The sequence below is a fragment of the Mycobacterium sp. genome (genome assembly GCF_032162605.1).
In the GTDB taxonomy this organism is placed as follows: Bacteria; Actinomycetota; Actinomycetes; order Mycobacteriales; family Mycobacteriaceae; genus Mycobacterium.
In genome coordinates this window covers 1-26525 of record NZ_JAVROT010000600.1, presented here as the reverse complement: position 1 = coordinate 26525, position 26525 = coordinate 1, and the positions used below count along the sequence as shown (strand labels likewise).

Annotated in this window: 24 protein-coding genes and 3 pseudogenes; 17 read left to right on the top strand and 10 right to left on the bottom strand. The window is 68.7% G+C overall.

Features of this window, described 5'->3' with window-relative positions:
* The first annotated feature begins 23 nt into the window (after nt 1-23).
* From tatA to QOI01_RS34190, 4 genes are all read left to right on the top strand, one after another.
* A complete protein-coding gene (tatA, locus tag QOI01_RS34205) occupies nt 24-326 on the top strand; it encodes a Sec-independent protein translocase subunit TatA (protein WP_526388400.1) in 303 nt (100 codons plus the stop codon).
* Nucleotides 327-385: 59 nt separating this feature from the next.
* A complete protein-coding gene (gene tatC / locus QOI01_RS34200) occupies nt 386-1336 on the top strand; it encodes a twin-arginine translocase subunit TatC (protein ID WP_526388365.1) in 951 nt (316 codons plus the stop codon).
* A complete protein-coding gene (locus tag QOI01_RS34195; RefSeq protein WP_526388363.1) occupies nt 1320-4115 on the top strand; it encodes a DEAD/DEAH box helicase in 2796 nt (931 codons plus the stop codon). Before tatC ends, QOI01_RS34195 begins: the two co-directional genes overlap by 17 nt.
* Nucleotides 4116-4425: 310 nt before the next feature.
* A complete protein-coding gene (locus QOI01_RS34190) occupies nt 4426-5184 on the top strand; it encodes a DUF4333 domain-containing protein (protein ID WP_526388361.1) in 759 nt (252 codons plus the stop codon).
* 62 nt (nt 5185-5246) lie between these two features.
* On the opposite strand, the pseudogene QOI01_RS34185 reads toward QOI01_RS34190, so the two are convergent.
* Together QOI01_RS34185 and QOI01_RS34180 are read right to left on the bottom strand one after the other, a co-directional pair.
* A pseudogene (locus QOI01_RS34185) lies at nt 5247-6197 on the bottom strand (5'-3' exonuclease); the annotation flags it as partial.
* Nucleotides 6194-7051 carry a hypothetical protein gene (locus tag QOI01_RS34180; protein ID WP_526388359.1) on the bottom strand — a complete coding sequence of 286 codons (858 nt, stop codon included), beginning with the start codon at nt 7049-7051 and terminating at the stop codon, nt 6194-6196. The pseudogene QOI01_RS34185 and the gene QOI01_RS34180, both read right to left, overlap by 4 nt.
* Nucleotides 7052-7097: 46 nt before the next feature.
* On the opposite strand from QOI01_RS34180, the gene QOI01_RS34175 reads away from it, so the two are divergent.
* Entirely contained in the window at nt 7098-7487 is a 390-nt protein-coding gene (locus QOI01_RS34175) for a VOC family protein (RefSeq protein WP_526388357.1), read from the top strand.
* A gap of 17 nt (nt 7488-7504) precedes the next feature.
* Complete coding sequence (locus QOI01_RS34170) at nt 7505-8713, top strand: M24 family metallopeptidase (protein ID WP_526388355.1); 1209 nt, start codon at nt 7505-7507, stop codon at nt 8711-8713.
* A 34-nt stretch (nt 8714-8747) separates the two neighbouring features.
* Here the strand turns inward: QOI01_RS34170 and QOI01_RS34165 are convergent, their stop codons facing one another.
* From QOI01_RS34165 to QOI01_RS34155, 3 genes are read right to left on the bottom strand one after another with little or no spacing between them, the layout of a single operon-like run.
* The gene (locus tag QOI01_RS34165) at nt 8748-9149 is read right to left on the bottom strand and encodes a type II toxin-antitoxin system VapC family toxin (RefSeq protein WP_526388353.1); all 402 of its coding nucleotides are present in this window, start codon (nt 9147-9149) and stop codon (nt 8748-8750) included.
* On the bottom strand, nt 9127-9357 hold the full coding sequence (locus QOI01_RS34160) for a FitA-like ribbon-helix-helix domain-containing protein (RefSeq protein ID WP_526388351.1): 231 nt from the start codon (nt 9355-9357) through the stop codon (nt 9127-9129). Before QOI01_RS34160 ends, QOI01_RS34165 begins: the two co-directional genes overlap by 23 nt.
* Before the next feature lie 60 nt (nt 9358-9417).
* Nucleotides 9418-9834 carry a F420-dependent biliverdin reductase gene (locus QOI01_RS34155; protein ID WP_526388349.1) on the bottom strand — a complete coding sequence of 139 codons (417 nt, stop codon included), beginning with the start codon at nt 9832-9834 and terminating at the stop codon, nt 9418-9420.
* A 35-nt stretch (nt 9835-9869) separates the two neighbouring features.
* Between QOI01_RS34155 and dprE2 the strand changes: the two genes are divergently transcribed.
* Genes dprE2 through QOI01_RS34135 form a run of 4 tightly spaced genes read left to right on the top strand, consistent with a single transcriptional unit; the run spans nt 9870 to nt 13306 of the window.
* On the top strand, nt 9870-10622 hold the full coding sequence (gene dprE2, locus QOI01_RS34150; protein ID WP_526388347.1) for a decaprenylphospho-beta-D-erythro-pentofuranosid-2-ulose 2-reductase: 753 nt from the start codon (nt 9870-9872) through the stop codon (nt 10620-10622).
* 31 nt (nt 10623-10653) lie between these two features.
* Complete coding sequence (gene cbiE / locus QOI01_RS34145; protein WP_526388398.1) at nt 10654-11832, top strand: precorrin-6y C5,15-methyltransferase (decarboxylating) subunit CbiE; 1179 nt, start codon at nt 10654-10656, stop codon at nt 11830-11832.
* Nucleotides 11829-12584, top strand: coding sequence for a precorrin-4 C(11)-methyltransferase (cobM, locus tag QOI01_RS34140; RefSeq protein WP_526388345.1), 756 nt, complete (start codon nt 11829-11831; stop codon nt 12582-12584). The genes cbiE and cobM overlap by 4 nt, the downstream gene beginning before the upstream one ends.
* Complete coding sequence (locus QOI01_RS34135) at nt 12584-13306, top strand: cobalt-precorrin-6A reductase (RefSeq protein WP_526388343.1); 723 nt, start codon at nt 12584-12586, stop codon at nt 13304-13306. Before cobM ends, QOI01_RS34135 begins: the two co-directional genes overlap by 1 nt.
* On the opposite strand, the pseudogene QOI01_RS34130 reads toward QOI01_RS34135, so the two are convergent.
* From QOI01_RS34130 to QOI01_RS34110, 5 genes and pseudogenes are all read right to left on the bottom strand, one after another.
* Nucleotides 13293-14079, bottom strand: a pseudogene (locus tag QOI01_RS34130) (phosphotransferase family protein). The gene QOI01_RS34135 and the pseudogene QOI01_RS34130 overlap by 14 nt on opposite strands.
* 53 nt (nt 14080-14132) lie before the next feature.
* Nucleotides 14133-15647, bottom strand: a complete 1515-nt coding sequence (locus tag QOI01_RS34125; protein ID WP_526388341.1) for a precorrin-2 C(20)-methyltransferase — start codon at nt 15645-15647, stop codon at nt 14133-14135.
* On the bottom strand, nt 15644-16270 hold the full coding sequence (locus QOI01_RS34120; protein WP_526388339.1) for a precorrin-8X methylmutase: 627 nt from the start codon (nt 16268-16270) through the stop codon (nt 15644-15646). The genes QOI01_RS34125 and QOI01_RS34120 overlap by 4 nt, the downstream gene beginning before the upstream one ends.
* A 9-nt stretch (nt 16271-16279) precedes the next feature.
* Nucleotides 16280-17398: a precorrin-3B synthase gene (gene cobG / locus QOI01_RS34115; RefSeq protein ID WP_526388337.1), complete on the bottom strand. Its 1119-nt coding sequence runs from the start codon at nt 17396-17398 to the stop codon at nt 16280-16282.
* 4 nt (nt 17399-17402) lie between these two features.
* Complete coding sequence (locus tag QOI01_RS34110) at nt 17403-18344, bottom strand: TauD/TfdA dioxygenase family protein (protein WP_526388335.1); 942 nt, start codon at nt 18342-18344, stop codon at nt 17403-17405.
* Between the two features lie 255 nt (nt 18345-18599).
* Between QOI01_RS34110 and QOI01_RS34105 the strand changes: the two genes are divergently transcribed.
* The 7 genes and pseudogenes from QOI01_RS34105 to QOI01_RS34075 form a co-directional block, all read left to right on the top strand.
* Entirely contained in the window at nt 18600-19202 is a 603-nt protein-coding gene (locus QOI01_RS34105) for a hypothetical protein (protein ID WP_526388333.1), read from the top strand.
* 308 nt (nt 19203-19510) lie between these two features.
* On the top strand, nt 19511-23107 hold the full coding sequence (cobN, locus tag QOI01_RS34100) for a cobaltochelatase subunit CobN (RefSeq protein ID WP_526388331.1): 3597 nt from the start codon (nt 19511-19513) through the stop codon (nt 23105-23107).
* Nucleotides 23108-23141: 34 nt separating this feature from the next.
* Nucleotides 23142-23525, top strand: coding sequence for a PPOX class F420-dependent oxidoreductase (locus QOI01_RS34095; protein WP_526388329.1), 384 nt, complete (start codon nt 23142-23144; stop codon nt 23523-23525).
* Nucleotides 23526-23528: 3 nt separating this feature from the next.
* Nucleotides 23529-23936 carry a PPOX class F420-dependent oxidoreductase gene (locus tag QOI01_RS34090; RefSeq protein ID WP_526388327.1) on the top strand — a complete coding sequence of 136 codons (408 nt, stop codon included), beginning with the start codon at nt 23529-23531 and terminating at the stop codon, nt 23934-23936.
* 33 nt (nt 23937-23969) lie between these two features.
* Nucleotides 23970-24476: an FxsA family protein gene (locus tag QOI01_RS34085; RefSeq protein WP_526388325.1), complete on the top strand. Its 507-nt coding sequence runs from the start codon at nt 23970-23972 to the stop codon at nt 24474-24476.
* Nucleotide 24477: 1 nt separating this feature from the next.
* On the top strand, nt 24478-26091 hold the full coding sequence (locus tag QOI01_RS34080; protein WP_526388323.1) for an amidohydrolase: 1614 nt from the start codon (nt 24478-24480) through the stop codon (nt 26089-26091).
* Nucleotides 26084-26525, top strand: a pseudogene (locus tag QOI01_RS34075) (apolipoprotein N-acyltransferase); the annotation flags it as partial. The gene QOI01_RS34080 and the pseudogene QOI01_RS34075, both read left to right, overlap by 8 nt.

Below are 26525 nucleotides of genomic sequence, written 5' to 3'. Positions count from 1 at the left end.
CCCAACATCTGGAGGTGTCCAAATTGGGTGGTCTACAACCGTGGCACTGGTTGATCGTCATCGCGGTGTTCGTCTTGCTGTTCGGCGCTAAGAAGCTCCCCGATGCTGCGCGTTCGCTCGGCAAGTCGATGCGCATCTTCAAGTCGGAGATCAAGGAGATGCAGTCGGACGGGAAGCCGGACGACGACGTCCAAAGCGGGGCGGCCAAGCCGGCGCCGACGCCCATCGCGTCGGAGCGCGTCGGAGGGCAGGAGCGAAGCGACCCGGGAATCAGGCACGAGCCCGCACCGGCGCCACAGCAGCCCACCGAGCAGCGACCGGCCTGACCAAACCAAACCTTCGGCGCGCCGCGAGGCCGCGCCGCTAGGTGGCGTCCAGAGGACCCGTGCAAACCCCCGGAATCTTCAAGAGGCTCGATCCGCGCCGTCGACGGGCCAAGGCCAATCCCGACGGCACGATGTCGCTTGTCGACCACCTGCAGGAGCTCCGCAACCGTCTTCTGATCGCGGTCGTCGCGATCCTGGCCACCACGACCGTCGGATTCTTCTGGTATACCCACGGCGCCTTCGGCCTGCCCAGCCTTGGCGACTGGCTACGCGCGCCCTACTGTTCGTTGCCGCCGTCGGCGCGCGCGACCATTGCTCCCGATGGTGAGTGCCGCCTGTTGGCCACGGCGCCATTCGACCAGTTCATGCTGCGGCTCAAGGTCGCGTTGACCGCGGGCGTCGTGCTGGCCTGCCCGGTCTGGCTGCATCAGCTGTGGGCGTTCATCACGCCTGGCCTTTACAAGAAGGAGCGCCGGTTCGCGTCGGTGTTCGTCGCCTTCGGCGCCGCGCTGTTCATCGGCGGCACGGTGCTGGCCTACGTGGTGCTGTCCAAGGCGTTGAGCTTCCTGCTCACCGTCGGCAGCGACGTCCAGATCACCGCGCTGTCGGGCGACCAGTACTTCAGCTTCCTGATCAACCTGCTTCTGGTGTTCGGCATCAGCTTCGAATTCCCCCTGTTGATCATCATGCTGAACCTGGTCGGCATGCTGCCCTACGAGCGGCTCAGGGCCTGGCGGCGTGGGCTGATCTTCGGCATGTTCGTCTTCGCCGCCTTCGCGACGCCGGGTTCGGATCCGTTCTCGATGTTGGCGTTGGCGTTGGCGTTGACTTTATTACTGGAGTTCGCCATCCAGGTGGCTCGCGTCAACGACAAGCGCAAGGCCCGCCGCGCCGCGCTCGAGGACGTCCCCGACGACATGGCTGCCCCGCTGGGTGACGTGGAACCCGTCGAACCGCCGAGTGCCGTGCCGACCCCATCCCGGCTGGGCATCGATGATCAAGCAACCTGAGAAGACACCCGGTACCAGCCAGCTCGACGGCTTCGCGGGGGAGCTGCCGTTCTCGCTCGACGACTTTCAGCTCCGCGCCTGCAGGGCGCTGGAGAACGGGCATGGTGTCCTGGTATGCGCCCCCACCGGCGCGGGTAAGACGGTGGTCGGTGAATTCGCGGTACACCTCGCGCTCGCTGCGGGCCGAAAGTGCTTCTACACCACGCCGATCAAGGCGCTGAGCAACCAGAAGCACAACGATCTGGTGCAGCGCTACGGCGCCGCGCGGATCGGCCTGCTCACGGGTGATCAGTCGATCAACGGTGATGCCCCGGTCGTCGTGATGACGACCGAGGTCCTTCGCAACATGTTGTACGCGAATTCCAATGCGCTACACGGACTTTCCCACGTCGTCATGGACGAGGTGCACTTCCTTGCCGACCGGATGCGCGGTGCGGTGTGGGAGGAGGTGATCCTGCACCTGCCCGAGGACGTGCGGCTCGTCAGCCTGTCGGCGACCGTGAGCAACGCCGAGGAGTTCGGCGGCTGGATCCAGACCGTCCGCGGTGACACCACCGTCGTGGTCGACGAGCACCGGCCCGTCCCGCTGTGGCAGCACATGATGGTCGGCAAGCGGCTCTTCGACCTGTTCGAGGGCTCCGAGGCGAAGGCCGACCCCTCTCTGGTCGACAAAGAACTGCTCCGTCACATCACCCACCGGCGAGAAGCGGACCGGCTGGCGGACTGGCAGCCGCGGGGCAGGTCGGGAAACCGTGGTCGCCCGGGCCAACGCGAGCGGCCGACGATCTACCGGCCGCCGTCGCGACCCGACGTCATCGGCGCCCTCGACCAGGAGGGCCTGTTGCCCGCGATCACGTTCGTGTTCTCCCGCGCTGGTTGCGATGCGGCAGTGAAGCAGTGCCTGCGTTCGCCTCTTCGGCTGACGACCGACGCCGAGCGCACCAGCATCGCCGAGGTGATCGACCGACGATGTGCCGATCTCGACGATGCCGACCTGGTGGTGCTCGGCTACTACGAATGGCGAGAGGGGCTGCTTCGCGGCCTGGCCGCCCACCACGCGGGGCTGTTGCCCGTCTTCCGTCACACCGTGGAGGAGTTGTTCACCGCAGGGCTGGTGAAGGCCGTGTTCGCCACGGAGACACTCGCGCTGGGGATCAACATGCCCGCGCGCACCGTCGTGCTCGAACGGCTGGTGAAGTTCAACGGTGAGCAACATGCTCCGTTGACACCGGGGGAGTACACCCAGCTGACGGGCCGGGCGGGCCGACGTGGCATCGACGTCGAGGGGCATGCCGTGGTGCTGTGGCACCCCGACGTGGAGCCCGCCGACGTCGCGGGTCTGGCGTCCACCCGTACGTTTCCGCTGCGCAGCTCGTTCGCGCCGTCGTACAACATGACGATCAACCTGGCGCACCAGATGGGTCCGGAACAGGCCCATCAGCTGTTGGAGCGATCGTTCGCCCAGTTCCAGGCGGACCGTTCCGTGGTTGGACTGGTTCGTGGGGTGTCACGCGGTGAACGGATGATGGACGAGCTCGCCGCCGACTTCGGCGGCCGGGACGCTCCGATCCTCGCGTACGCGCGGCTGCGCGCGACGATCTCCGAGCGCGAGCGGGCGCAGGGGCGGGCATCGCGGCTGCAACGGCGGAACGCGGCTAACGACGCGCTGGCCGCGCTGCGCCGCGGTGACATCATCACGATCGGGCAGGGCCGCCGAGGTGGGCTTGCGGTGGTGCTAGAACCGGCGGGGGATCGTGAGGACCCGAGGCCGCTGGTGTTGACCGAAGATCGTTGGGCAGGCCGTATTTCGTCGACGGACTTCAGTGGATCCTCCGCGCGGGTGGGGTCGATGACCTTGCCGAAGCGGGTCGAGCACCGGCAGCCGAGGGTCCGCCGCGACGTCGCGTCCGCGCTGCGGTCGGCGGCGGCGGGCCTGGCCGTGCCTGCCGGAAGGTCCAAGCGTGGCCAGCTGCCCCGCGACGCGGACTACCACGACGTAGATCCAGATCTGGCCGCGATGCGCGAGCAGTTGCGCGCCCATCCCGCGCACTACCTCGCCGACCGTGAGGCTCAGGTCCGCATCGCGGAGCGCTTTCTGCGGATCGAGCGGGACAACGCCGAGATCCAGAAGAAGGTTGCCGCAGCAACCAATTCGCTGGCGCGCACGTTCGACAGAATCGTGCTGCTGTTGACCGAGCGCGGGTTCATCGAGCCGGGGGCGGGTAAGGACGGCGCCGACGATCTCAAGGTCACCGCCGACGGCCTGCTGCTGGCGCGCATCTACAGCGAGAGCGATCTGCTGGTCGCGGAGTGCCTGAGAAGCGGTACCTGGAACGGTATGGAAGCCGCGGAGCTGGCCGCGGTCGTGTCCTCCGTGCTGTTCGAGTCGCGAGGCGACACGCCGGGCGCGTCACCGGTTGTCGAGGGGGCGACACCCGGTATGCGGCGCGCCCTGTCACAGACCCGCAGGTCGTGGTCCGAGATCAGGGCCGACGAGCAGCGCCACCGCCTGCCGGCGAGTCGCGAGCCCGACCCGGGTTTCGTGGCGGCAGTTCACCGCTGGGCGACGACGGGTGATCTGTCGGCGTCGTTGGCGGCCTCCGACGCCTCGGGTACCGGATCACCGCTGTCGGCAGGCGATTTCGTCCGGTGGTGCCGACAGGTGCTCGATCTGCTCGACCAGGTGCGAAACGCCGCCCCGACACCGGAATTGCGGACAGGAGCGAAACGCGCGATCGGGGCGATTCGGCGCGGCGTCGTCGCGGTTGACGCAGGGTAGTGAGCTGTCCGCCGGTACGCGGTGGTTGGTTGGGCTCGTAGCAGAAGGCGGTCTCTTCAAGGACTAGCCGTCGTCACGGGCGGAGACGACTGTAAGCCGTCACCTCACGGTGACGCTGGTGGCAGTGAAATCCGAACCCGAGAGGCAGGAGGAGACAGCGCCGATGACGGTGGGAATGCCTCGTCCAAAGGCGAGGCCGCCTCAAATGAGTAGTCACAATGCCAAGTCATTGAGACAGTCGCGTTTGAGGTGACGGTAGTGTGCAGGTAGACGTTTCGGTTTCGACGAGTAGACGCACCTAGGAGTGACGATGAGCGGACCGCAGGGATCCGACCCCACTCAGCCGTGGGCGGGTCAGCAGCCGGCCGACCCCGCGTGGCAGCAGCCCCAGACTCCTGAACAGGCGCCGACCGAGCAGCCTGCGTGGGGGCAGCAGCCTCCCGCCTACGGTCAGCAGCCCCCCGCCTACGGCGGCCAGCCGTACCAGCAGCCGCAGTACGGTCAGCCCGGCCAATACGACCCGAACCAGCAGTACGGCCAGCAGCCCACCGCGTACAGCCCGTCGTCCAACCCGCAGTACGGCCAGCCGCCGGGGCAGTACGGACAGCAGCCGCCGTATAGCCAGCCCGGCCAGTACGACCCGAACCAGCAGTACGGCCAGCAGCCCGGTCAGTACGACCCCAATCAGCAGTTCTCGCCGTACTTGTCAACGGGCGGCCCCGGCGGGTCTAAGAAGTCGACGAACGCCGTCCTCGGCGTGGTCGGGGCCTTCGTGGTCATCGTCCTGATCGTCGTCGGCGTCCTGGGCTTCTGGACCCCCGGCTGGTTCGTGACCACCAACCTCGACGTCAAGGCCGCGCAGACCGGCGTGCAGCAGATCCTCAGCGACCAGACCAACGGCTACGGCGCCAAGAACGTCGAGGGCGTCAACTGCAACAACGGGGCGAACCCCAAGGTCGTCAAGGGCGGCACGTTCGACTGCGAGGTCAGCGTCGACGGCACCAAGCGCCAGGTCACGGTGACGTTCCAGGACGACAGCGGTACCTACGAGGTCGGTCGACCCCGCTAGCCCGACGGTTCCTTCCCCCCGGTCGCTTCGCTCTCGCCCGCAAGCGGGGGGACACCCAGCGCCGGAAGCGCGTCGAGCGCCTTCTGCAGTCGCGCGATGGACGACGTGACGCCGAGTTCACCCGCCAGTTCGGCGACCTTTCGCGGGTGTCGGGCGGTCAAGGGCAGCGCATCCGACTCGGTCGACATGGTGACCTCCGCATCGGTGGCGACCCGTATGACCTGCTCGGCAGCGATCACGTAGTCGGTCGCCGCCAGCAGCTTCTTGCGCTGCGCCGCAGGCATTTTCGACGACGGATCGGCCGCCGCCGACATGATCCGCTCGAGTGAACCGTGCTGGCCGAGCAGCGTTGCCGCCGTCTTCTCGCCGACGCCGGCGACCCCTGGCAGGCCGTCGGATGGGTCCCCCCGCAGCAGCGCCAGTTCCGCGTAGCCGGCGCCGGCGCGGTCGACGGGCACGCCGTATTGTTCGGCCACCTCTTCGGGGCCGAACATCGTCGCTCGTGCGAGTCCGCGCCCGATGTAGAACACCCTGACTGGGACGGGTTCGTCGGCGACCAGCTGGAGCAGGTCCCGGTCGCCGCTGACAACGACGACGGGGTCGCGTCGCTCCCTGGCTGCGAGGGTGCCCAGGACGTCGTCGGCCTCGAAGCCTCGGGCGCCCGCGGTGGCGATGCCGAAGGCGTCGAGCATCGCCATGATCATGTCGACCTGCGGGGTGAGGTCGCCGGGCACTTCCTCGAGGTCCGGTTGGGCGCCCGAGCGTTCCTCCTCGACGCGGTGCGCCTTGTAGGAGGGGATCAGATCCACCCGCCACTGGGGCCGCCAGTCGAGGTCCAGGCAGACCACCAGCCGTGCCGGGCGTTCCCGGGTGACCAGCGTCGCAACGGTGTCGAGGAACCCGCGCAGCGCGTTCACCGGCCGTCCGTCGGGTGCCGTGATCGAGGACGGGACGCCGAAGAAGGAACGGAACCACATGCTGGCGCCGTCGAGCAGCATCACGGGTGCGGTCATCGGTGCGTCTCGATCCGGAAGAGGTAGGAGCCCGCGGTGATCGGCTTGTCGTCGCTGCCTTCGTCGTGCAGCACGACCCTGACCGCTACCGCACCGTCAGCGCCCGCCAACGGCTCCGCCTGCACCCGGAACGGGCCGACCTTGCCCCGCGCGAGGAACATCACGTGTGACGACACGCCCTGCAGCAGATCCGTGTTCACCACTGCCGCGGCGGCATCGGCGGCAGCGGTCTCGAGGATGACGAACTGGGGACCGATGTGCAGGGCGGCGTCGGGGGACGCCACCTCCCCGGACAGTTCCGGAAGTGCCCAGCGCCCGTCGGAGCGTTGGTGGCCTCCGAACACCCGCCACAGCGGCGGCAGGTCCGGTGAGTCGACGACCTCGATGTTGTCGACCTCCATCTTCGGCAGCCCGTCCGGCGGCGTGCCGATGGTGACGCCCTGGCCCTCGATCAGGGCGAGCACGCGGTCGGGCCGGTCGGCATCGACGATCTTGGCTCGGCTGTAGCCCATCTGCCTGCCACGTTTGAGCGGCTCGGACACGATCTCGATGCGCCGCACGTCGCGGCCGGGGTCGACGATCTGGCAGGAGTGGATGACGGGGTTGGGCACCGCCTCCAGATCCGACACGAGCCCGCTCTCGGGAGCCGAGATGCCGAGCACCGCCAGCAGCAGGCCGCCGGTCGGGTTGCGCATGTCGTGCCGCAGCGTGACCGTGTCTTCGACGGCGCGCGGGTCCATCGACGCGTACCGACGGCCGATGTAGCGGTAGCTGAGCAGACCACCCCAGCGGCGCCGCAGTTCGTCGGCGTAGGCGACGCGCTCGTCGGTGAGATCGCGGATGTCTCTGAGCATCTGAGTCACAGTAATGTGCGGTCGGGCAGTGGGGTATGCATGAGCCATGGACTTCACCGTCGACCGCATCGATCACGTCGTCGTCAACTGCCGTGACGTCGAGGCAACCGCGGATTGGTACGTCCGGGTCCTCGGCATGAAGCGCGAGACGTTCGGCGAGGGCCGGACCGCGTTGCGGTTCGGCAATCAGAAGCTCAACCTGCGACCCACTGGCGCGCAGAACTGGGTGACGGCGGCGGTGGATCAGCCGGGCACCCTCGACCTCTGTTTCATCGTGGACGCGCATCCCGACGCGATCGGGGCGCACCTGCGCGAGTCCGGTGTCGAGATCACCGAGGGGCCGGTCGCCAAGACCGGCGCTGCCGGCCCGATGACGTCGCACTACTGCCGCGATCCCGATGACAACCTGATCGAGGTCGCCAGCTATCGGCGCTGAAGATTAACCTCGACGCCATGGACTTCAGTGGACAGCAAGGCCGATTCAGCACTGACGTCTACGCCGGACGGCTGCGGGCGGCAGCCACCGCAGCTGCCGATGCCGGGCTGGCCGGTCTGGTGATCACGCCCGGCTACGACCTTCGCTATCTCGTCGGGTCGCGGGCGCAGACCTTCGAGCGGCTGACGGCGCTGGTGCTGCCCGCCAGCGGAGGGCAGGAGCGCAGCGACCGGGGAATCGAGTTCGGAGGGCAGGAGCGCAGCGACCGGGGAATCGACTTCGGTGAACCCGCCGTCGTGGTGCCTCGCATGGAGTTGGCGTCGCTCAAGGAGTCCGCGGTGACCGAACTGGGTCTGGCGGTGCGGGACTGGGTCGACGGCGACGATCCGTACCGGCTGGTCGCCGACGCGTTCGGCGGTGGGCGGGTCGCAACGGCCGTCACCGATTCGATGCCCGCCCTACATCTGCTGCCGCTGGCCGACGTCCTCGGCGTCGTTCCGGTGCTGGCCACCGGCGTGCTGCGGCGGCTGCGGATGATCAAGGACGGCGCGGAGATCAAGGCGTTGCACGAAGCCGGAGCGGCGATCGACCGCGTCCATGCCAGGGTGCCCGAATTCCTGGTGCCGGGCCGCACCGAGGCGAACGTCGCCGCCGACATCGCCGAAGCCATTGTCGCCGAAGGGCATTCGGAAGTCGCATTCATCATCGTCGGGTCAGGTCCCAACGGCGCCGATCCGCATCACGAGTGTTCCGACCGCCGGCTGGTGGCGGGCGATATCGTCGTCGTCGACATCGGTGGGCCCTACGAGCCGGGCTACAACTCGGACTCGACACGGACCTACAGCATCGGCGAACCGGACGGTGAGGTGGCGAGGCGCTATTCGGCTCTGCAGCGAGCCCAGCGTGCGGCGGTGGCGGCCGTGCGGCCGGGAGTCACCGCAGAGCAGGTCGACGCTGCAGCCCGCGACGTCCTGGCCGCCGAGGGCCTGGCGGAGGTGTTCGTGCACCGCACCGGGCACGGGATCGGGCTGTCGGTGCACGAGGAGCCCTACATCGTCGCAGGAAACGATCTGCCGCTCGAGGAGGGCATGGCATTCAGCGTCGAGCCCGGCATCTACTTCCCCGGCGAATGGGGCGCCCGCATCGAGGACATCGTGATCGTCACCGCGGACGGGGCGATGTCGGTCAACGAGCGCCCGCACGACCTGCTGGTGGTACCCATCTGACGGGAGCCAGGGTTCTGGTAAGCAGACTCTTGGATCAGCTGATGACATCGATGACGCACTGGACTCCGGGCGCTCGGGACAATCGACTGTCCGCGGTCAGTAGAACAACCTGCAGCATCTCAGCCAGCGCGACGTAGGCTGCGTCGTACACCGTGACGGTCTGACGCAACTCCCAGCACCGAGACAGCAACGGCCGGTGAGAAGCTCGTTGCATCGGTAGCTCGGTGAGGTCTGCCAGAGCCAGTCTCGCACGCTCTGCAGACATCGACCCAGCAGCAACGCGACGGCGCAATACCGACGCCACTTCGAGGTCGATCAACTCGGGCGCGGCCAGAGATTCCCCGTGGATACGGGCCCGCGCAGTGCGGCCGTCCACCTCGTCGTCACCAAGCGCCACCGTCAAGACGCTGGCATCAACGACGATCACGTTCCCCACGGACTGCCTCCACGGCGGCCGGCAGCGGCACCGAGCCGCCCGTACGACCAGCGACCCGCTCCAGCACTTCCTCTACGGTTGGCATCCGCGCTTCCTCGATCAACCGGGTAAGCAGGTATTCCTGAAGCGACTGGTGCGCGCGTGCTGCGCGCTGCCGTAAGACCGCGTGTGTCTCCTCCGGAACATCCTTGATCTGCACGCTCGTCATGGCTCCATTCTGGCGCCAATGGCGCCAGAATACAAGCGATTCGCGGAATTCCAAGCAGCGTCAGGCGTCGCGGCCGTGATCCAGGAGTTCCGAAGACCCGAGCACCCGTTCGATCCGCACCTCGATCACCACGCGCCGCGGGTTGACCCTTGGCGTGCGGTAGCGCTGGGCGTATCGCAGTTCGGCGTCGCGCACCGCGGCCGGGTCGGCGTTCACCGACGAGCTGCCCTCCAACGAGAGCCAGCGGGCGCCATCGACCTGGCTGAGCACGGCCATCCCGCGCTGATCGGCGTTGACCGCCTTCTGCGAGCCGCCCGTCGTGATGACCCGCGCGACGTGAGTCTTGGGGTCGAACGTGAATCCGACCGCGACGACGTGCGGTGAATTGTCCAAGCGGAGGGTGGTCAGCATGGCGAGATGCCGTTCGGTGAGGAACGCCAGCGCGTCGTTGGTGAGCCGCGTAGTTGCCTTCGCCATCGTTGTCCAACCTAGCGCAGGACATAATCGCAGCCATGGAGGACACGGCTGGCACCCGCGTGGTGGTGATTTTCGGTGGGCGCAGCGAAATCGGGCTCGAACTGGCGACCAGGTTGGCTCGAGGCAGCACCGTCGTGCTCGCCGCGCGGGGCGCCGACCGGTTGACCGACGAGATCGCCGCGGTGACGGCGGCGGGCGCCGCGGGCGTTCGCGTCGCGGAGTTCGACGCCGACGACCTCGCCTCGCACGGCCCGCTCGTCGAGTCGATCGTCGCCGAGCACGGTCCGATCGGGGTCGCGGTGTTGGCGTTCGGGATCCTGGGTGAGCAGACCCGCGCCGAGACCGACCCCGCCCACGCCGCCGCGATCGTGCACACCGACTTCACCGCGCAGGTGAGCCTGCTGACGGTGCTGGCCGCGACGATGCGGTCGGCGGGCCGGGGCGCCATCGTGGTGTTCTCGTCGGTGGCGGGCGCCCGCGTGCGCAGGGCCAACTACGTGTACGGCTCGGCCAAGGCGGGTTTGGACGGGTTCGCCCGCGGCCTGACCGACGCGTTGCACGGCTCCGGGGTTCGGCTGTTGCTCGTCCGGCCCGGCTTCGTCGTCGGCCGCATGACCGAGGGCATGTCACCGGCCCCGCTGTCGAGTACACCGCAGCAGGTGGGCGACGCGGCGGCGCGGGCGCTGGCGAAGGGCCGCGACGAGATCTGGGTGCCTCGGACGCTGGGCGCACTCGTGTTCGGGCTGCGGTTGGTGCCGAGGGCGATGTGGCGGAGGTTGCCGCGATGAGTAGTGCTTGCGCGAAGAGCAGGGGGCACCAGTGATCATCGTGGTTGGCATTGGCGCCGACGGGATGGCGGGCCTACCGCCGTCGTCACGGAATGAATTGATGAGGGCGACGGTCGTTTACGGCTCGCGACGCCAACTCGACCTACTCGACGAAAGCATCTCCGCCGCGAGGCGTTCGTGGCCCTCGCCGATGCTGCCCGCGCTGCGCACCTTGCTCGAGGAGACCGAGGGCGACGTACACGTGGTCGCCAGCGGTGACCCGCTGCTGCACGGAGTCGGGAGCGTACTCATCCGCCTGCACGGGCGGGACGTGGTCGCCGTCCTGCCGCACGTGTCGTCGGTGACGTTGGCGTGTTCACGGGTTGGCTGGGCGGTGCAGGACACCGAGGTCATCAGCCTCGTCACGGCTCAACCCCACACGGCGGTGCGCCGCGGCGGCCAGGCCGTCGTGTTGTCTCGCGACGAAACCAGTCCAGCCGCGCTGGCGAAGCTGCTCACCAAGACCGGACGGGGGGACTCCGAGATGACCGTGCTCGAACAACTCGGTGGGCCAAGGGAACTGCGTCGCTCGGCCACCGCGCGAGAGTGGGCGACCCGGCCGCCGGGCGACATGGACCCCCTCAACGTCATGGCCGTGCGCTACCTGCCCGAGGATCGGCGGTTTGCGACGTTGCCCGATGACGCGTTCGCGCACGACGGGCAGCTCACCAAGCAGTCGATGCGTGCGGTGACGTTGGCCGCGTTGGCGCCAAGGCCCGGCGAGCTCCTCTGGGACGTGGGTTCGGGCTCGGGCAGTATTGCGATCGAGTGGAGTCGCAGCGGACCTGGCTGTCGGGCCGTGGCGTTCGAGCGCGATGAGGGGCGCCGCAAACGCATCGCCGAGAATGCGCACGCATTCGGCGTCCACGTCGACGTGCGTCTGGGCGCACCAGGGGCGTTCGACGTGGTGCCGGCGCCCCTGGTGATCTTCGTGGGTGGTGGACTGACCCAGCCCGGGCTGCTCGACGCCTGTTTCGAGCGGCTCCCGGTCGGTGGCCGACTCGTCGCCAACGCGGTCACGTTCGAGTCTGAAGCCGTTCTTGCGCAATGGTATTCGCGCGTAGGTGGTGAACTCCGTCGGTTTCAGCACTATCGCGGTGAGCCCGTCGGCGACTTCACCGGATGGCGCCCCGCGATGCCCGTCACCCAGTGGGCGGTGACCAAGCGATGACCGTCTACTTCATCGGCGCGGGACCCGGTGCCGCCGATCTGATCACCGTCCGCGGCGAGCGACTGCTCAGACGGTGCCCCGTGTGTCTCTACGCAGGCTCGATCATGCCCGAGGACCTGTTGGCACTCTGCCCGCCGGACGCGCGCGTGATCGACACCGGGCCACTGACGCTGGATCAGATCGTCGCGGAGCTCACCGACGCCCATGCCGCCGGTCTCGACGTGGCCCGACTTCACTCCGGCGACCCGTCGATCTACAGCGCGCTCGCCGAGCAGTGCCGCCGACTCGACGCGAAAGGGGTCGACTACGAAGTCGTGCCCGGCGTGCCCGCCTTCGCTGCCGCAGCGGCCGCACTCGGCCGTGAGCTCACGGCGCCGGGGGTTGCGCAGACCGTCACGCTGACAAGGGTCGCAACCCTGTCGACCGCAATGCCCGAAGGGGAGGACCTGCGCTCGCTGTCGGCGCCGGGAGCCACGCTGGTGCTGCACCTGGCGGCCGCGCAGATCGACGCGATCGTGCCTGACCTCCTCGCCGGCGGGTACGGCCCCGAAACCCCCTGCGCGGTGGTCGCCTTCGCGTCGTGGCCGCAGGAGAAGGTGCTCAGATGCGGCCTCGGCGAGCTTGCCAAGGAGGTGCACGCCGCGGGTGTCACCCGCACCGCCGTCATCATCGTCGGCGACGTTCTCGCCGCCGACGGATTCGCCGACAGTTACCTGTATTCGACGGGGCGCCGTCGTGGGAGCAGACACTAGTGAGGGTACTGCTGCTCGGCGGCACGGCGGAGGCGCGCAGGCTCGCCGCCGAGTTGCATCCGGAAGTTTGGGTGTTGAGTTCGCTAGCAGGCCGGGTTCCCGATCCGGCGCTGCCGGTGGGTGAGGTCCGCATCGGCGGGTTCGGTGGGGCCGACGGAATCCGTCGCTGGCTGCGCGATGGTCGAGTCGATGCGGTGGTCGACGCCACCCACCCGTTCGCCGCCACGATCACGGCCAACGCCGCCGAGGCATGCCGGGAGTTGGGCGTGCCGCATGTCGTGCTGGCCCGTCCGGCGTGGCCGCGGGGTGACGCGATCGTGGTCGACTCGGACGTCGCTGCTGCGGACGTCGTAGCGCGGAAGCACTTTTCGCGGGTGTTCCTGACCACGGGGCGTTCGGGCAGCGCGGCGTTCGCGGGCGTCGACGCGTGGTTCCTGATCCGAGCGGTGACCGCGCCGGAAGGCGACACCCTGCCAAGGCGACACGAACTGCTGTTCTCGCGCGGCCCGTACCGTTACCTCGACGAGCGGAAGCTGTTGGTGGACTACCGCATCGAGGTACTGGTGACGAAGAACAGCGGTGGCGACATGACGCGGTCGAAGGTGGATGCCGCCGACGAGCTGGGAATTCCCGTCGTGATGGTCGATCGGCCGAAACTGCCCGCAGGCCTCCGGACGGTGTCCACCGTGGCGGGTGCTGCGGCGTGGGTCAGAGCGCTCTGACGAGGTCCAGGCTGCCGAGTTCCCTGATGGCCCGGCAACCCCGCTCGAGCATCACCAGCATCATGTCGTCACCGCGTTCGGTGGAGATGGCGAACGCGCAGCCCAGGGTGGTGAGCAGGGGCACCTGCAGCATGCCGACCTGGTAGTCACGCCAGCAGGTGTCGCGGTCGTAATCCGTGATGCCGTAGGCCAGCAGCTCCGAATGGTAGGCGGTGACGAGGTCCTGGTCCGCCCGCGACCGCGCCTCGGGAAGCAGGCTGGTGCCCGTGAAGTAGGCCAGGTCGCGGGCGGGCAGACCGACTCCCAGCGTCTGCCAGTCGACGACGGTGACCTTTGTTCGGTCGGGATCGAAGAGCATGTTGTCGAGCCGGTAGTCGCCGTGCATCAGCGAGAATCGTTGCCGGTCGGCCATCAGCCAGGGCGTGGCCATCGACATGGCCTCGGTCGCGGTCTCGCGGTCTTCGGCCGTCATCCGCGCCCCGAGCCGTTCCAGCGTGATCTGCGTTGCCATCACCGCGATGTCGCCGAGGCCCTTGATGGCGTCCTCGCTCGCCAGTGACATGGCCAGGCCGGGGAAGTCGGTCCACCTGGGGTCGCACCAGGTCGGACCCGTAGCCCACCGCCAGGCGGTAGGTGGCACCCGTCTGACCGGTTCCGATCGGAGTCACCTCAACCGAGCGCACCTCGCTCTGCAGCACGGATTCCAACCATTGCGGCGTCACGTCCGTCGGGCTGCGAGGGATGGACAGGGCCCGCGGCCAGGGCCTGGTCATGACGCCGGACACTAATCGGCGTGCTGACAGCTGTCAACGATCTCTGACAGTAGTCAAGTCGGGTAGCGACGCGGGGTGAAGACGCGGTCGCCGTCATCGAGGGACTGCCACTGGGTCCGCGACGACCCGACGATGAGCAGGCATCGCATGTCGACGTCCTCGGGGGCCAATTCGGCCAGCCGGACCACCTTGACCTCCTCGCGGGGTCCCGACACGTCGCGGCCGATGACGACGGGGGTGCCCGGATCACGGTGTTCCAGCAACAGGTCACGCATGGCGCCGACCTGCCAGGTGCGGCTCTTCGACGCTGGGTTGTAGATCGCCAGGACCAGGTCGGCCGCCGCGGCGGCGCGCAACCGGCCGACGATCACGTCCCAGGGCTTGAGCCGGTCGGACAGCGAGATCACTGCGTAGTCGTGTCCCAGTGGCGCGCCGACCCGGCTCGCGACGGCCTGGGCCGCCGTCATCGCCGGGACCACCCTGACGTCGACGCCGGGCCACTGCTCCGCCTCCTCGAGCACGGCCGTCGCCATCGCAAACACGCCGGGGTCGCCGGACGAGACCACCGCGACCGCGCGCCCCTGCTGCGCCAGCGTGCAGGCCAGCCGCGCCCGGGCGGGCTCGTCGGTGTTGTCGCTCGGATGGTGCGTCTGACCGACGCGGACGGGGACCCGGTCCAGGTAGGGGCCATAGCCGATGAGGTCGGTCGCCGCAGCGAGCTCACGGCGCGACTGCGGCGTCATCCAGTCCACGTCGCCGGGCCCCAGGCCGACGACGGCGACGCTGCCGACGGGATCCTTGCGCGCCAAGGGCGAGCGAAGCGACGGGGGAAATGCCGTCATCCCCGGCAACATGGCCAGCGAGAAGTAGGGCACGGTCGTCTCGTCCACCTCGCCGGCCGGAAGCACCCGCTGCTGCGGTGTGCTCGCGCGTTCGACGTAGTACGCCTCGTCGAGCCGGCCGATGGAGGAAAGAACTTCCCGCACAGCCGGATACGAGCGCCCGAGCTTCATCACCACGGCGGCGTCGCTGTCGATCAGACGCCGCCGGAGCTCGTCGGGTGCCAGCGTTCCGGGAAGGATGGTCAACACCTCGTCGCCCTGGACGAGCGGTTGCCCGGTCGCCGCCGACGCGGCGCTCACCGACGTCACCCCCGGCACGATGACGGCCTTGAATCGCTCCGTCAGCCGGGTGTGCATGTGCATGTACGAGCTGTAGAACAGCGGGTCGCCCTCGGCCAGCAGCGCCACGTCGCGGCCCGCGTCCAGGTGGGCGGCGATGCGTTCGGCGGCGAGGGCGTAGAAGTCCTCCATCGCTCCGGCGTAGCCGCCGGGGTGATCGGTGCCCTCGGTGGTGACCGGGTAGACGAGGTGCTCCTCCATCTGACCCGGCCTCAGATAGGGCTCGGCGATGGCCCGCGCGATGCTGCGTCCGTGCCGGGCGCTGTGATAGGCGACGACGTCGGCCTCGCCGATGACGCGGGCCGCCTTGACCGTCACCAGCTCCGGATCGCCTGGACCCAACCCGACGCCCCACAGCGTTCCTCTCGGGGTGCGACTCGTGCTCATTCGCGTTCACTCGCGATCGCGTTGACGGCCGCGGCCGCCATCGCACTGCCCCCGCGCCTGCCGGTCACGACGAGATAGTCCATGCCGCGCGGGTTTTCGATCAATTCCTCTTTGGACTGCGCCGAGCCGACGAACCCGACCGGACCGCCGAGGACGGCCGCCGGCACCGGTGCGCCGTCGTCGAGGAGTTCGAGCAATCGGAACAGGGCAGTTGGGGCGTTGCCGATCGCCACCACCGCGCCGCCGAGTCGGTCGGCCCACAGGTCGACGCCTGCTGCGGACCGCGTGCTGCCGAGTCGCGCGGCGAGGTCGGCCGCCCCAGGGTCGGCGACGAGCGACACCACTTCGTTGTCGGCGGGGAGCCTCGACCGCGTGATGCCGGCGGCGACCATCGAGGAATCGCAGAGCACCGGCGCTCCGGCGGCGAGGGCGCGGTGAGCCGACGCGACGGCGTCGGCGGTGAAGGCGACGTGCTCGGCGACGTCCACCTGGCCACAGGTGTGGATCAGCCGGACCACGACCCGGGAGACGTCGTCGGGAAACCGGGTCAGATCGGCCTCGGCACGGATCGTCGCGAACGATTGGCGGTAGATCTCGGCTGCGTCGCGGATGTAGTCGAGCACCCGATCACCCTACGGGTGACGCGGCTCGTAGCCGTTCGCGGTCGCCACCAGCACCTGACCGGTCGATGGGCTGCCGCACGCCCGATCGCAACCGACGTAGTGCCGGTGAATCCCCTCTTCGGCGCCGCCGATGTCGTACACCGCCCGTGTGGCGTCCTGACGAACGTCGGTGGCCGAGTGTGCGCATCCGGGACTTCCCGTGCAGGCGCTGACGTCCAGCCACGGCGAGTTCTCGTCGAACACCAGTCCGAGCGGGGCGAGAACCCGCAGCGCCGCGTCGGCGACCCCGTCGTCGAGGTCGCAGAGCAGGACCGAACGCCACGGCGTGATCACTAGCGGGGCGTTCACCGCCGCCAGGTATTCGGCGACCCGTGCCCTCAGCACGCCGAGGGGGATGGCCCCGCCGAGCGCGACCCGTCCGTCGTCCTGCTGGATCCAACCCACCGGAGGTCGCGTCACGGCGGGCCAGGTGGCACCCGGCTCGGCGGTGCGCGGCAACCCGACCAGGAGGGGCCCGACGTCGGTGAGTTCACCTGTGCGCCAAGCATTTCCACGCACTCTATTGAACTGCTCCGCCACGCCGACGAGTGTCGACACGACGTCGTCGGTGCGAATGCCGGTGTCGACGCCTGCCACCAGGAGGGCCGCCGTGTGGTCGTCGAGGAGCTGGGCGCCGACGTCGGCGCCCAGCCCGGACACGTCGCCGCTCCCGTCGTCGACCGAGAACCAGAACCGGCCGGGCAGGGTGGCGAGCTCGCCGCTGGCCTGGATCGCGGCGTCGAGCTCGCGCACCAGATCACGGACGTCCGCGCGCCCGCCGTGGCGTCCGGTCAGTGGCGACGCCACGACGTTGCGGACGCGTTCGTGGCTGCTGGACGGCAGCAGACCCGCATCGGCGATCGCGTCGGCCAGTGCCACGGGGTCGGTGACGCCGCGAATCTGGACGTTGCCGCGCGACGTCAGTTCCATTGTCGAGGAGCCGAACCGGTCGGCGACGAGCGCGAGCGCCTCCAGCTGGTACGCGTCGATCATTCCGCCTGGCAGCCGCACCCGGGCCAGGGCGCCGTCGGCCGCCTGATGCACCTGAAGCGCGCCGGGGCACGCGTCGTCATCGCGGGAACGGGGCACCCACCTACGGTACGGCGACCAGACGTGCCGGCGCCACGACCTCCGAGTAGTGCGACGCATCGCCGGTGATGACGCGGCTCGGTGTGCCGTGAACGTCGACTGGGATGTCGCCTGCCAGGGTGATCCGGCTCAGGCGCCGGTACTGGTCGTCGTAGTCGGAGACGGCGTAGTGCTGGGTGGCTCGGTTGTCCCAGATGGCGAGGTCGCCCGGCTGCCAGTTCCAGCGAATCGTGTTCTCCAGCTTGGTGACCCGCGCCTGGAGCAGCTGAAGCAGCGTCGTCGACTCCGTCGATCCCAGCCCGACGAAGCGCTTCACGAAGTGTCCGAGCAACAGGACCCGTCGTCCCGTCTCGGGGTGGACCCGCACGACGGGATGTTCCGTCTCATAGATGTCGGAGACGAACTCCTCGCGGTACTGGCGGACGGTGTCCTCATCCGGTCGCTGGGACTCGGCCTGAACTTCTGCGAAGTCCTTGATGTAGTCGTAGTCGTTGGTGTGGACCGCCCACAGGTTCTCGACGAGGGCCCGCAGTGGGGGCGGCAGCTGGTCGTACGCAGCCTCGGTCGACGCCCACGTCGTGGTGCCGCCGTACTCGGGCAGCGTGATGGCCCGCAGCAGTGAGGCCTTCGGGATGCGATCGACGAACGTGACGTCGGTGTGCCAGGAGTTGGCCTTGTCGTAGCGGGAATCGATGGGGAGTATGTCGGCGCCCCGCGACGTCACCGTCGGATGCGCGATCGTTGGCGTCCCGAGCGTCTTGGCGAAGGCGAGCTGGCTCTCGTCGTCGAGGTGCTGCTGATCGCGGAAGAAGATCACCTTGTGCGTCAGGAGCGCATCGTTGATCGCCTCGACGGTGGCCGCGGCGAGGTCGCCGCCGAGCCGGACGCCGTCGACGCGCGCTCCGATGTGGGCGCCGAGCTTGACGACGACTGGGGAGTTGGACATGGGTCAATTGCCGCACAATCCGCGGTTCCTTGCCAGTCTTAGGCTGACGACGATTCGAATTACGCGTCGCGCGCAAGAAGAGGGCCGATCCCGTCAATAGTCGAGGTCGACGGGCGTAGCGTCGGCTCATCCGCAGGTGGCGAGGGGTCCGCGTGATGAAGCCGGGGGAGAGGCCGGCGGTGGCGATCATCGGTGCCGGAATGTCGGGTATCTGCATGGCCGGCGTCGAAGCCTCACCCCCGACTACCAGGCCATGTGCAAACGGCTGGTGCTCGCAAGTCGCTATTACCGGTCGATCCAGAGCCGGGGGTCGCACTCGTCACTGACTCCATCGACCACGTGGAGGGCGCGGGCGTCGTGACGGCCGACGGAACCCTGCACGAATTGGACGTCCTGGTGCTGGCGACCGGCTTCGACGCCCGCGCCTACGTGCGGCCGATGAACGTCGTGGGGCAGGACGGAACGACACTCGCCGACGCATGGAGCGACGGGCCCAGCGCCTACCGGTCCGTTGCGGTACCCGGTTTCCCCAACATGTTCATGTTGATGGGTCCGCACTCTCCGGTCGGCAGCCAGTCGCTGACCCCGATCGCCGAGGATCAGGCCGACTACGCCGTGTGGTGGATCAAGCGGATTGCAGATGGCCGGGTGGTCTCGGCCGCGCCAACGGAGGCGGCCACCAAGGAGTACAACGTCGAGATGAAATCGGGCATGCCTCAGACGGTTTGGGTAACCGGCTGCTCGAGCTGGTACCTGGGTAAGGACGGACTTCCTGAGTTGTTCCCGTGGCGCCCCGGGCGGCATCGGGCGCTGCTCCGGACGCCCGACACGCGAGACTTCGACGTTCGCACCGCGTGAGGGGTGACCTACGTCACCTCCGGGACGAGTGTGTTCCGTCCCACACGAAACCCCCGGAAGCGGTACCGCCGGTACTAGCTTCCTTTCTGAACCTCCGTTTGCCGGCTACTCCGTAAGGCACGCGGATGACTCGGGAGGAACCAAATGTTCGGACTCTTCGCCTTCGCCGCTTTGGTAGTGCTGCTGCTCGCGATCCTCGGTCTTCCCTACCGGGACTCGTGGTACGGCCGGTGGGTGAATTACGACCGCTGATCAGGCGTGCCGCACCGAGCTGACGGCGGTCGGGGCCGGTGCGGTACGAATGGTGGGTGCACCAGCCCACCGTTCTACTGCTGTCCACGTCGGATACCGACCTGATGACGGCCAGGGCCAGCGGCGCGCGCTATCGGTGGGTGAACCCGTCCCGGCTCGTCGACGGTGAGCTCGACTCTTTGCTGGACGGGGCCGACGTCGTCGTCGTGCGGATCCTCGGCGGGTACCGCAGCTGGCAGGACGGCATCGACACCGTGGTCGGCAAGGGCGTCCCCACCGTCGTCCTCAGTGGGGAACAGTCGCCCGATGCCGATCTGATGAGCCACTCGACGGTGCCCGCGGGCGTGGCCCTACAGGCGCACGTCTACCTGGCCCAGGGCGGGGTGACGAACCTCCGCCAGCTCCACGCCTTCCTCAGCGACACCCTGCTGATGACGGGCTTCGGTTTCGCCCTGCCAGAGTCGACCCCCCGCTGGGGTGTGATGGAGCGGCCCGCTCCTGCGATCGGCGGCCCGCGGGTCGCGGTCCTCTTCTATCGCGCGCAGCAGCTGGCGGGCAACACGGCCTACGTCGAGGCGCTGTGCCAGGCGATCGAGGCGGCGGGTGGGCAGCCGGTGGCGGTGTACTGCGCGTCGTTGCGCACTCCCGAGTCCGATCTGCTCGAGCTTCTCGGCACCGTCGACGCGATGGTGACGACGGTGCTGGCGGCTGGTGGCGCCGTTCCGGCGACGGTGGGCGCGGGTGGCGACGACGACACCTGGAACGTCGCACACCTCGCAGCGTTGAACATTCCCATCCTGCAGGGACTGTGCCTGACGAGCGCGCGCACTCAGTGGCGCGACAACGACGACGGAATGAGTCCACTCGACGTCGCGACGCAGGTGGCCGTGCCCGAGTTCGACGGCCGGATCATCACGGTGCCGTTCTCGTTCAAGGAGATCGACGACGAGGGACTGATCTCGTACGTCGCCGATCCGGAGCGCTGCGCGCGAGTCGCGGGTCTCGCGGTCCGTCACGCCCGACTTCGTCACGTTGCCGCGCGGGACAAGCGGGTCGCGCTGGTGTTCTCCGCGTACCCGACGAAGCACGCGCGCATCGGCAACGCGGTCGGCCTCGACACGCCTGCCAGTGCCGTCTCGCTCTTGCGCGCGATGCGCGACGCCGGCTACCAGATCGGTGAGGTGCCCGGGGTGGACGCCCAAGACGGTGACGCGCTGATCCACGCGCTGATCGAACGCGGCGGGCAGGATCCCGAATGGCTGACCGATGGGCAGCTGGCGGACAACCCGATCCGGGTGTCTGCCAAGGACTATCGGAGGTGGTTCGCAACGCTGCCCACCCAGCTGGCCGACGCCGTCGTCAAGCACTGGGGGCCGCCCCCTGGCGAACTCTATGTCGACCGCAGCCAAGATCCTGACGGCGAAATCGTGATCGCCGCAATGCAATCCGGCAATGTGGTGATCATCGTGCAGCCACCACGCGGGTTCGGCGCGAACCCGGTCGCGATCTACCACGACCCCGACCTGCCGCCCAGTCACCACTACCTCGCGGCCTACCGCTGGCTCGATGGAGAATTCGGAAACGGTTGCCCTGGTTACTTCAAAGCCGATGCGGTGGTGCACCTGGGTAAGCACGGAAACCTGGAGTGGCTGCCCGGCAAGACGCTCGGCATGTCCTCGACGTGCGGCACCGACGTCGCCCTCGGCGATCTGCCGCTGATCTACCCGTTCCTGGTCAACGACCCCGGTGAGGGCACCCAGGCCAAGCGCCGAGCCCACGCCGTGCTCGTCGACCATCTCATCCCGCCGATGGCGCGAGCCGAGAGTTACGGGGACATCGCCCGCCTCGAGCAGCTGCTCGACGAGCACTCCAACATCGCCGCGCTCGACCCCGGCAAGCTGCCCGCCATCCGTCAGCAGATCTGGACCCTGATGCGGGCGGCCAAGATGGACCACGACTTGGGTCTTCAGGACCGTCCCGACGAGGACTCCTTCGACGACATGCTGCTTCACGTCGACGGCTGGCTGTGCGAGATCAAGGACGTCCAGATCCGGGACGGGCTGCACATCCTCGGGCAGGCGCCCGCCGGGGAGACGGAGATCGACCTGGTGCTGGCGATCCTGCGGGCCAGGCAGCTGTTCGGGGGCGAGCAGTCGGTGCCAGGGCTGCGCCAGGCGCTTGGCCTGGCCGAGGACGGCACGGACCTCAGGGGCGCGGTCGACGTCGCCGAGACCCGGGCGCGTGAACTGGTGGCCGCACTCGCCGAAACCGGTTGGGACGCAAACGCGGTCGACGGCATCGCCGAGGACTCGGCGGTCGCTGACGTGTTGCGCTTCGCCGCCACCGAGGTGGTGCCCCGACTGCGGGAGACCGATCGCGAGATCTCCCAGATCCTGCACGCGCTGGACGGTGGCTTCATCCCGGCTGGGCCTTCGGGCTCACCGCTGCGAGGCCTGGTCAACGTGCTGCCCACCGGCCGCAACTTCTACTCCGTCGACCCCAAGGCCGTGCCGTCGCGGTTGGCGTGGGAAACCGGTGTCGCGCTGGCGGATTCACTGTTGGAGCGCTATCGGACCGACCACGGCGAGTGGCCCCGTTCGGTCGGTCTCTCGGTCTGGGGAACCTCCGCGATGCGGACCTCCGGCGACGACATCGCCGAAGTCTTCGCCCTCCTGGGGGTTCGGCCGGTGTGGGACGACGCATCCCGACGGGTCGTCGACCTGGAGTCCATCGACCTGGCCGAGCTGGGGCGCCCACGCATCGACGTGACGGTTAGGATCTCGGGCTTCTTCCGCGACGCCTTCCCGCACGTCGTGACGATGTTGGACGACGCGGTGGCGTTGGTCGCCGACCTCGACGAGCCCGCCGAGCACAACTACGTCCGTGCGCACGCCCAGGCCGACCTCACCGAGCACGGCGACGTGCGCCGTTCGACGACGAGGATCTTCGGCTCCAAACCGGGCACGTACGGCGCAGGCCTGCTGCAGCTGATCGACAGCCAGAACTGGCGCGACGACGCAGACCTGGCAGAGGTGTACACGGCGTGGGGTGGATTCGCGTACGGCCGCGGACTCGACGGGGCGGCGGCCACCGACGACATGAGCAGGCAGTACCGCCGGATTGCCGTCGCGGCCAAGAACATCGACACCCGTGAACACGACATCGCCGACTCCGACGACTACTTCCAGTACCACGGTGGGATGGTCGCCACGGTGCGTGCGCTGACGGGTCACGACCCGGCGGCCTACATCGGCGACAACACGCGGCCCGATGCGGTCCGCACCCGCACCCTCTCCGAGGAGACCACCCGCGTGTTCCGGGCCAGGGTGGTGAACCCGCGCTGGATGTCCGCCATGCGCAGGCACGGCTACAAGGGGGCCTTCGAGATGGCGGCGACCGTCGACTACCTGTTTGGCTACGACGCCACGGCCGGGGTGATGGCCGACTGGATGTATGAGCGCCTGGCGGGGGAGTACGTGCTCGACGACGAGAACCGCAAATTCATGGACGAGTCCAACCCGTGGGCACTGCACGGCATGGCCGAGCGACTGCTCGAGGCCGCCGGACGCGGCATGTGGGCCGAACCGGACGTCGCCACGCTCGACGGCTTGCGGCAGGTGCTGTTGGAGACCGAGGGCGATCTCGAGGGCTGAGTGCCGCGGGATCGATGCAGCTAGATTGGTGGGCATGCCCGTCACGTTCGCCGAGGTCGCGAAGTCCGAGTACATCCTGCTGACCACATTCACCAAGGACGGCAGGCCCAAGCCCACGGCGATCTGGGCAGCGTCGAGGGGCGCCGGTCTTGTCGTGATCACCCAGGAGCAGTCGTGGAAGGTCAAGCGCATCCGGAACACGCCGCGCGTGACGATCGCCGGATGCGATCGGGGCGGCAAGCCCAACGGCGAGGCTGTGGAAGCTACCGCTGCGATCCTCGAAAAGTCGGTCAACGGCGCCACCTATGACGCGATCGGCAAGAGGTACGGGCTGATCGGTAAGACCTTCAACCTCTTCTCGAAGTTGCGCGGCGGCATGGAGAAGAACGTGACCATCGAATTGAAGGCGGTGAGCTGACGAGTGGCACCCACCTTCAAGGACGTCTACGGCGAGAAGTACCTGCTGCTCACCACGTTCACCAAGGACGGCAAGCCCAAGCCCACCGCGGTGTGGGGCGTGCCCGAGGGCGACAGGCTCTTGATCATCACCGACGACGGCCTGTGGAAGACCAAGCGCATCAACATCACTCCACGGGTCACCATCCAGAAATGCGGCATGCTGGGCAAGGTGAAGGGCGAGCCGGCGGAGGCGTCCGCACGGATGCTGCCGAAGTCAGAGACGCGGCCGGTGTTCGACAAGATCATCAAGCGCTACTGGAACCATGCGTGGTACTTCATCCCGCAGGCCCTCCTGCGCGGGGGCATCGACAAGGTGCACGCCGCCATCGAGGTTGAAGCAGTGCGTTCCGTCCCGGATGCGGCCGGCTAGGAACCCACGGGTCCCGCGGAACGTTGTCACGTCATGGCTATGCGGCTCTTCCTGGTGTACGTCCTCGTCGAACTGGCGGTGGTGGTCGGTCTGGTGTCCACGATTGGGTTCGGGTGGACCTTCCTGCTGGTGGTCGGCACCTTCGCGCTGGGTCTCGCCCTGGCGGGTTCGCAGGTGAAGCGCCAGGTCCAACGTCTGCAGTCAGGGTTGGCCTCTCCGCAAGGGGCGGTGTCCGACGGCGCCCTGGTCGCGCTGGGCACCGTTTTGACCGTCGTTCCCGGCCTCGTCACGTCCGCTCTGGGGCTGCTGCTCCTGTTGCCGCCGACACGGGCCGCGGCTCGCCCTGCCGTGACGGCGCTCGCCGCCCGCGGTCTCGGCCGTGTTCCACTGATCGTCACCACGGCGGGGGATCTGCACCGGCGGGCAGGAGCGGAGCGACCGGGGGATCTGCACCGGCGGGCCCGCGGTGACTACATCGACGGAGAGGTCATCGACGTGACCGACGTGGAGCCGCCCCGCCTGCCGAAACACCCCGACTAGCTTGACGACGCTTCTGGTCGGCGGCCAGGTCTACAACCCGGTCATGCCCGAGGCGACCGCCATGGCGGTCAGCGACGGCCCCGACCCCATCGTGACGTGGCTGGGCACCGACGACGTCGGCCGCGGCCAGTTCCCGGATGCCCGGGTCGTCGACCTCGACGGCGGCTTCGTGACGCCTGCCTTCGTCGACAGCCACGTCCACGTCACCGCGACCGGCCTCGCGCTCGTCGGCCTCGACCTGCGCCACGCCACCTCGCTCGAGGACGCACTGCGGCTCATCGGTGTATACGCCCGTCGCTACCCGACCGGGCCCATCTGGGCGCACGGCTGGGACGAATCGCAGTGGCCTCGGCCTGCCGCGCCGACCACCGTCGACCTCGACCGCCTTCTCGGCGACCGACCCGCCTATCTCGCGCGCGTGGACGTGCACTCGGCGATGGCATCAACTGCGTTGCGGCGCACGGTGCGCGATCTGACGACCGCGAACGGACACCACGACCAACTGCCCCTGACCGCGGACGCCCATCATCTGGTGCGGGCAGCGGCCAGAGCTCTGCTGACGACGCCGCAGCGCCAGGAGGCCCGGCTCGCCGCCCTCGACCTGGCTGCCCGGTCCGGCATCGCCGCGGTGCACGAGTGCGCCGGACCCGAGATCGGGGGCATCGACGACTGGCAGGAGCTCAATGCGCTCGAGCACGGCGTCGAAGTCGTCGGCTACTGGGGTGAGGCGGTGGCGACGGCCGCCCACGCCCGCGAGCTGATCGGCGACACCGGGGTGCGAGGGCTGGCAGGCGACCTGTTCGTCGACGGTGCGCTCGGGTCGCACACGGCGTGGCTGCACCAGCCATACGCCGATGTGCCTGACTGCGTCGGCAACGCCTACCTCGACGCCGCCGCGATCGAGGCGCACCTGAGTTCGTGCACCGAGGCGGGAATCACCGCCGGTTTTCACGTGATCGGCGACGCCGCGGTCACCTCGGTGGTGAATGCGTTGGCGCGCGTGGTGGACCGTTACGGCGCTCCTGCCGTCGCACGCTGCGGCCACCGGCTCGAGCACCTCGAGATGGTCTCCGAGGAGCAGGCGGGACTGCTCGGAACCTGGGGCGTGATCGCGAGCATGCAACCCAACTTCGACGCGCTCTGGGGAGGACCCGACGGCATGTATGCGCAGCGGTTGGGCGCCGAGCGCGCTGGTCCGTTGAATCCCCTCGCGCTGTTAGCATCCCAAGGCGTGCCACTCGCCTTCGGTTCCGATACTCCGGTCACCAGCATGAATCCCTGGGAGACCGTGCGTGCCGCGACCGCGCACCACACGGAGGGGAGCGCCATGTCGGCGCGGGCCGCATTCGCGGCCGCCACCCGCGGCGCCTGGCGGGCGGGCGGTGTCCGCGACGGAGTCGCAGGCACGTTGGCTCCCGGCGCGCCAGGGTCGTACGCGGTGTGGGACGTCCCTGGCGGGCTGGGCGCCCTCGAGGTCGCCGCCCCTGCCGACGCCGTACAACGGTGGTCCACCGATCCACGCTCCCGGATTCCTGCTCTGCCGAGACTGGCCCCCGACGGGCCCCTGCCCGTCTGCCGCAAGACGGTCCACCGGGGTGCCGCGATTCATGGCTGAGCGACGTCATCGACGCGAGTGGTCACGGGCAGGCGACGACACCGACACCTTCCCCGCCGTCGACGGGGAGGACGAGCCCTGGAACGAAACCATGGAGTCCGAGGAAGGCTCCGCAGAACACGTCGACGCACCGGAGCCGGAGCAGGGCGGTTCGGCGCCTCCGGAACCCGACGCGCGGTCACGCCTGTCCGCCGTCGCGTCGTGCGTGATCGGCCGGCTGCGCCGAACCCTGGGCCCGCGGGCGTTGCGGATTGCCGCCTCGATCGCCGCCGGACTGATGGTGTGCACCAGCTTTCCGCCCTTCAACTGGTGGTTCTTGGCGTTCGTCGCCTTCGCGCTTCTCACGTGGGTGATGACCCACGAATCGACCACCAAGGCGGGCGGCTTCGGCTACGGATTCCTGTTCGGGGTGGCCTTCTACGTGCCGCTGCTGC

Coding starts and splice junctions, on each gene's coding strand:
- QOI01_RS34195 (WP_526388363.1), top strand. CDS start 1,320: ATGATCAAGCAACCTGAGAAGACACCCGGTACCAGCCAGCTCGACGGC.
- QOI01_RS34190 (WP_526388361.1), top strand. CDS start 4,426: ATGAGCGGACCGCAGGGATCCGACCCCACTCAGCCGTGGGCGGGTCAG.
- QOI01_RS34180 (WP_526388359.1), bottom strand. CDS start 7,051: ATGCTCAGAGACATCCGCGATCTCACCGACGAGCGCGTCGCCTACGCC.
- QOI01_RS34175 (WP_526388357.1), top strand. CDS start 7,098: ATGGACTTCACCGTCGACCGCATCGATCACGTCGTCGTCAACTGCCGT.
- QOI01_RS34170 (WP_526388355.1), top strand. CDS start 7,505: ATGGACTTCAGTGGACAGCAAGGCCGATTCAGCACTGACGTCTACGCC.
- QOI01_RS34160 (WP_526388351.1), bottom strand. CDS start 9,357: ATGACGAGCGTGCAGATCAAGGATGTTCCGGAGGAGACACACGCGGTC.
- QOI01_RS34155 (WP_526388349.1), bottom strand. CDS start 9,834: ATGGCGAAGGCAACTACGCGGCTCACCAACGACGCGCTGGCGTTCCTC.
- dprE2 (WP_526388347.1), top strand. CDS start 9,870: ATGGAGGACACGGCTGGCACCCGCGTGGTGGTGATTTTCGGTGGGCGC.
- cobM (WP_526388345.1), top strand. CDS start 11,829: ATGACCGTCTACTTCATCGGCGCGGGACCCGGTGCCGCCGATCTGATC.
- QOI01_RS34125 (WP_526388341.1), bottom strand. CDS start 15,647: ATGAGCACGAGTCGCACCCCGAGAGGAACGCTGTGGGGCGTCGGGTTG.
- QOI01_RS34110 (WP_526388335.1), bottom strand. CDS start 18,344: ATGTCCAACTCCCCAGTCGTCGTCAAGCTCGGCGCCCACATCGGAGCG.
- QOI01_RS34095 (WP_526388329.1), top strand. CDS start 23,142: ATGCCCGTCACGTTCGCCGAGGTCGCGAAGTCCGAGTACATCCTGCTG.
- QOI01_RS34085 (WP_526388325.1), top strand. CDS start 23,970: ATGGCTATGCGGCTCTTCCTGGTGTACGTCCTCGTCGAACTGGCGGTG.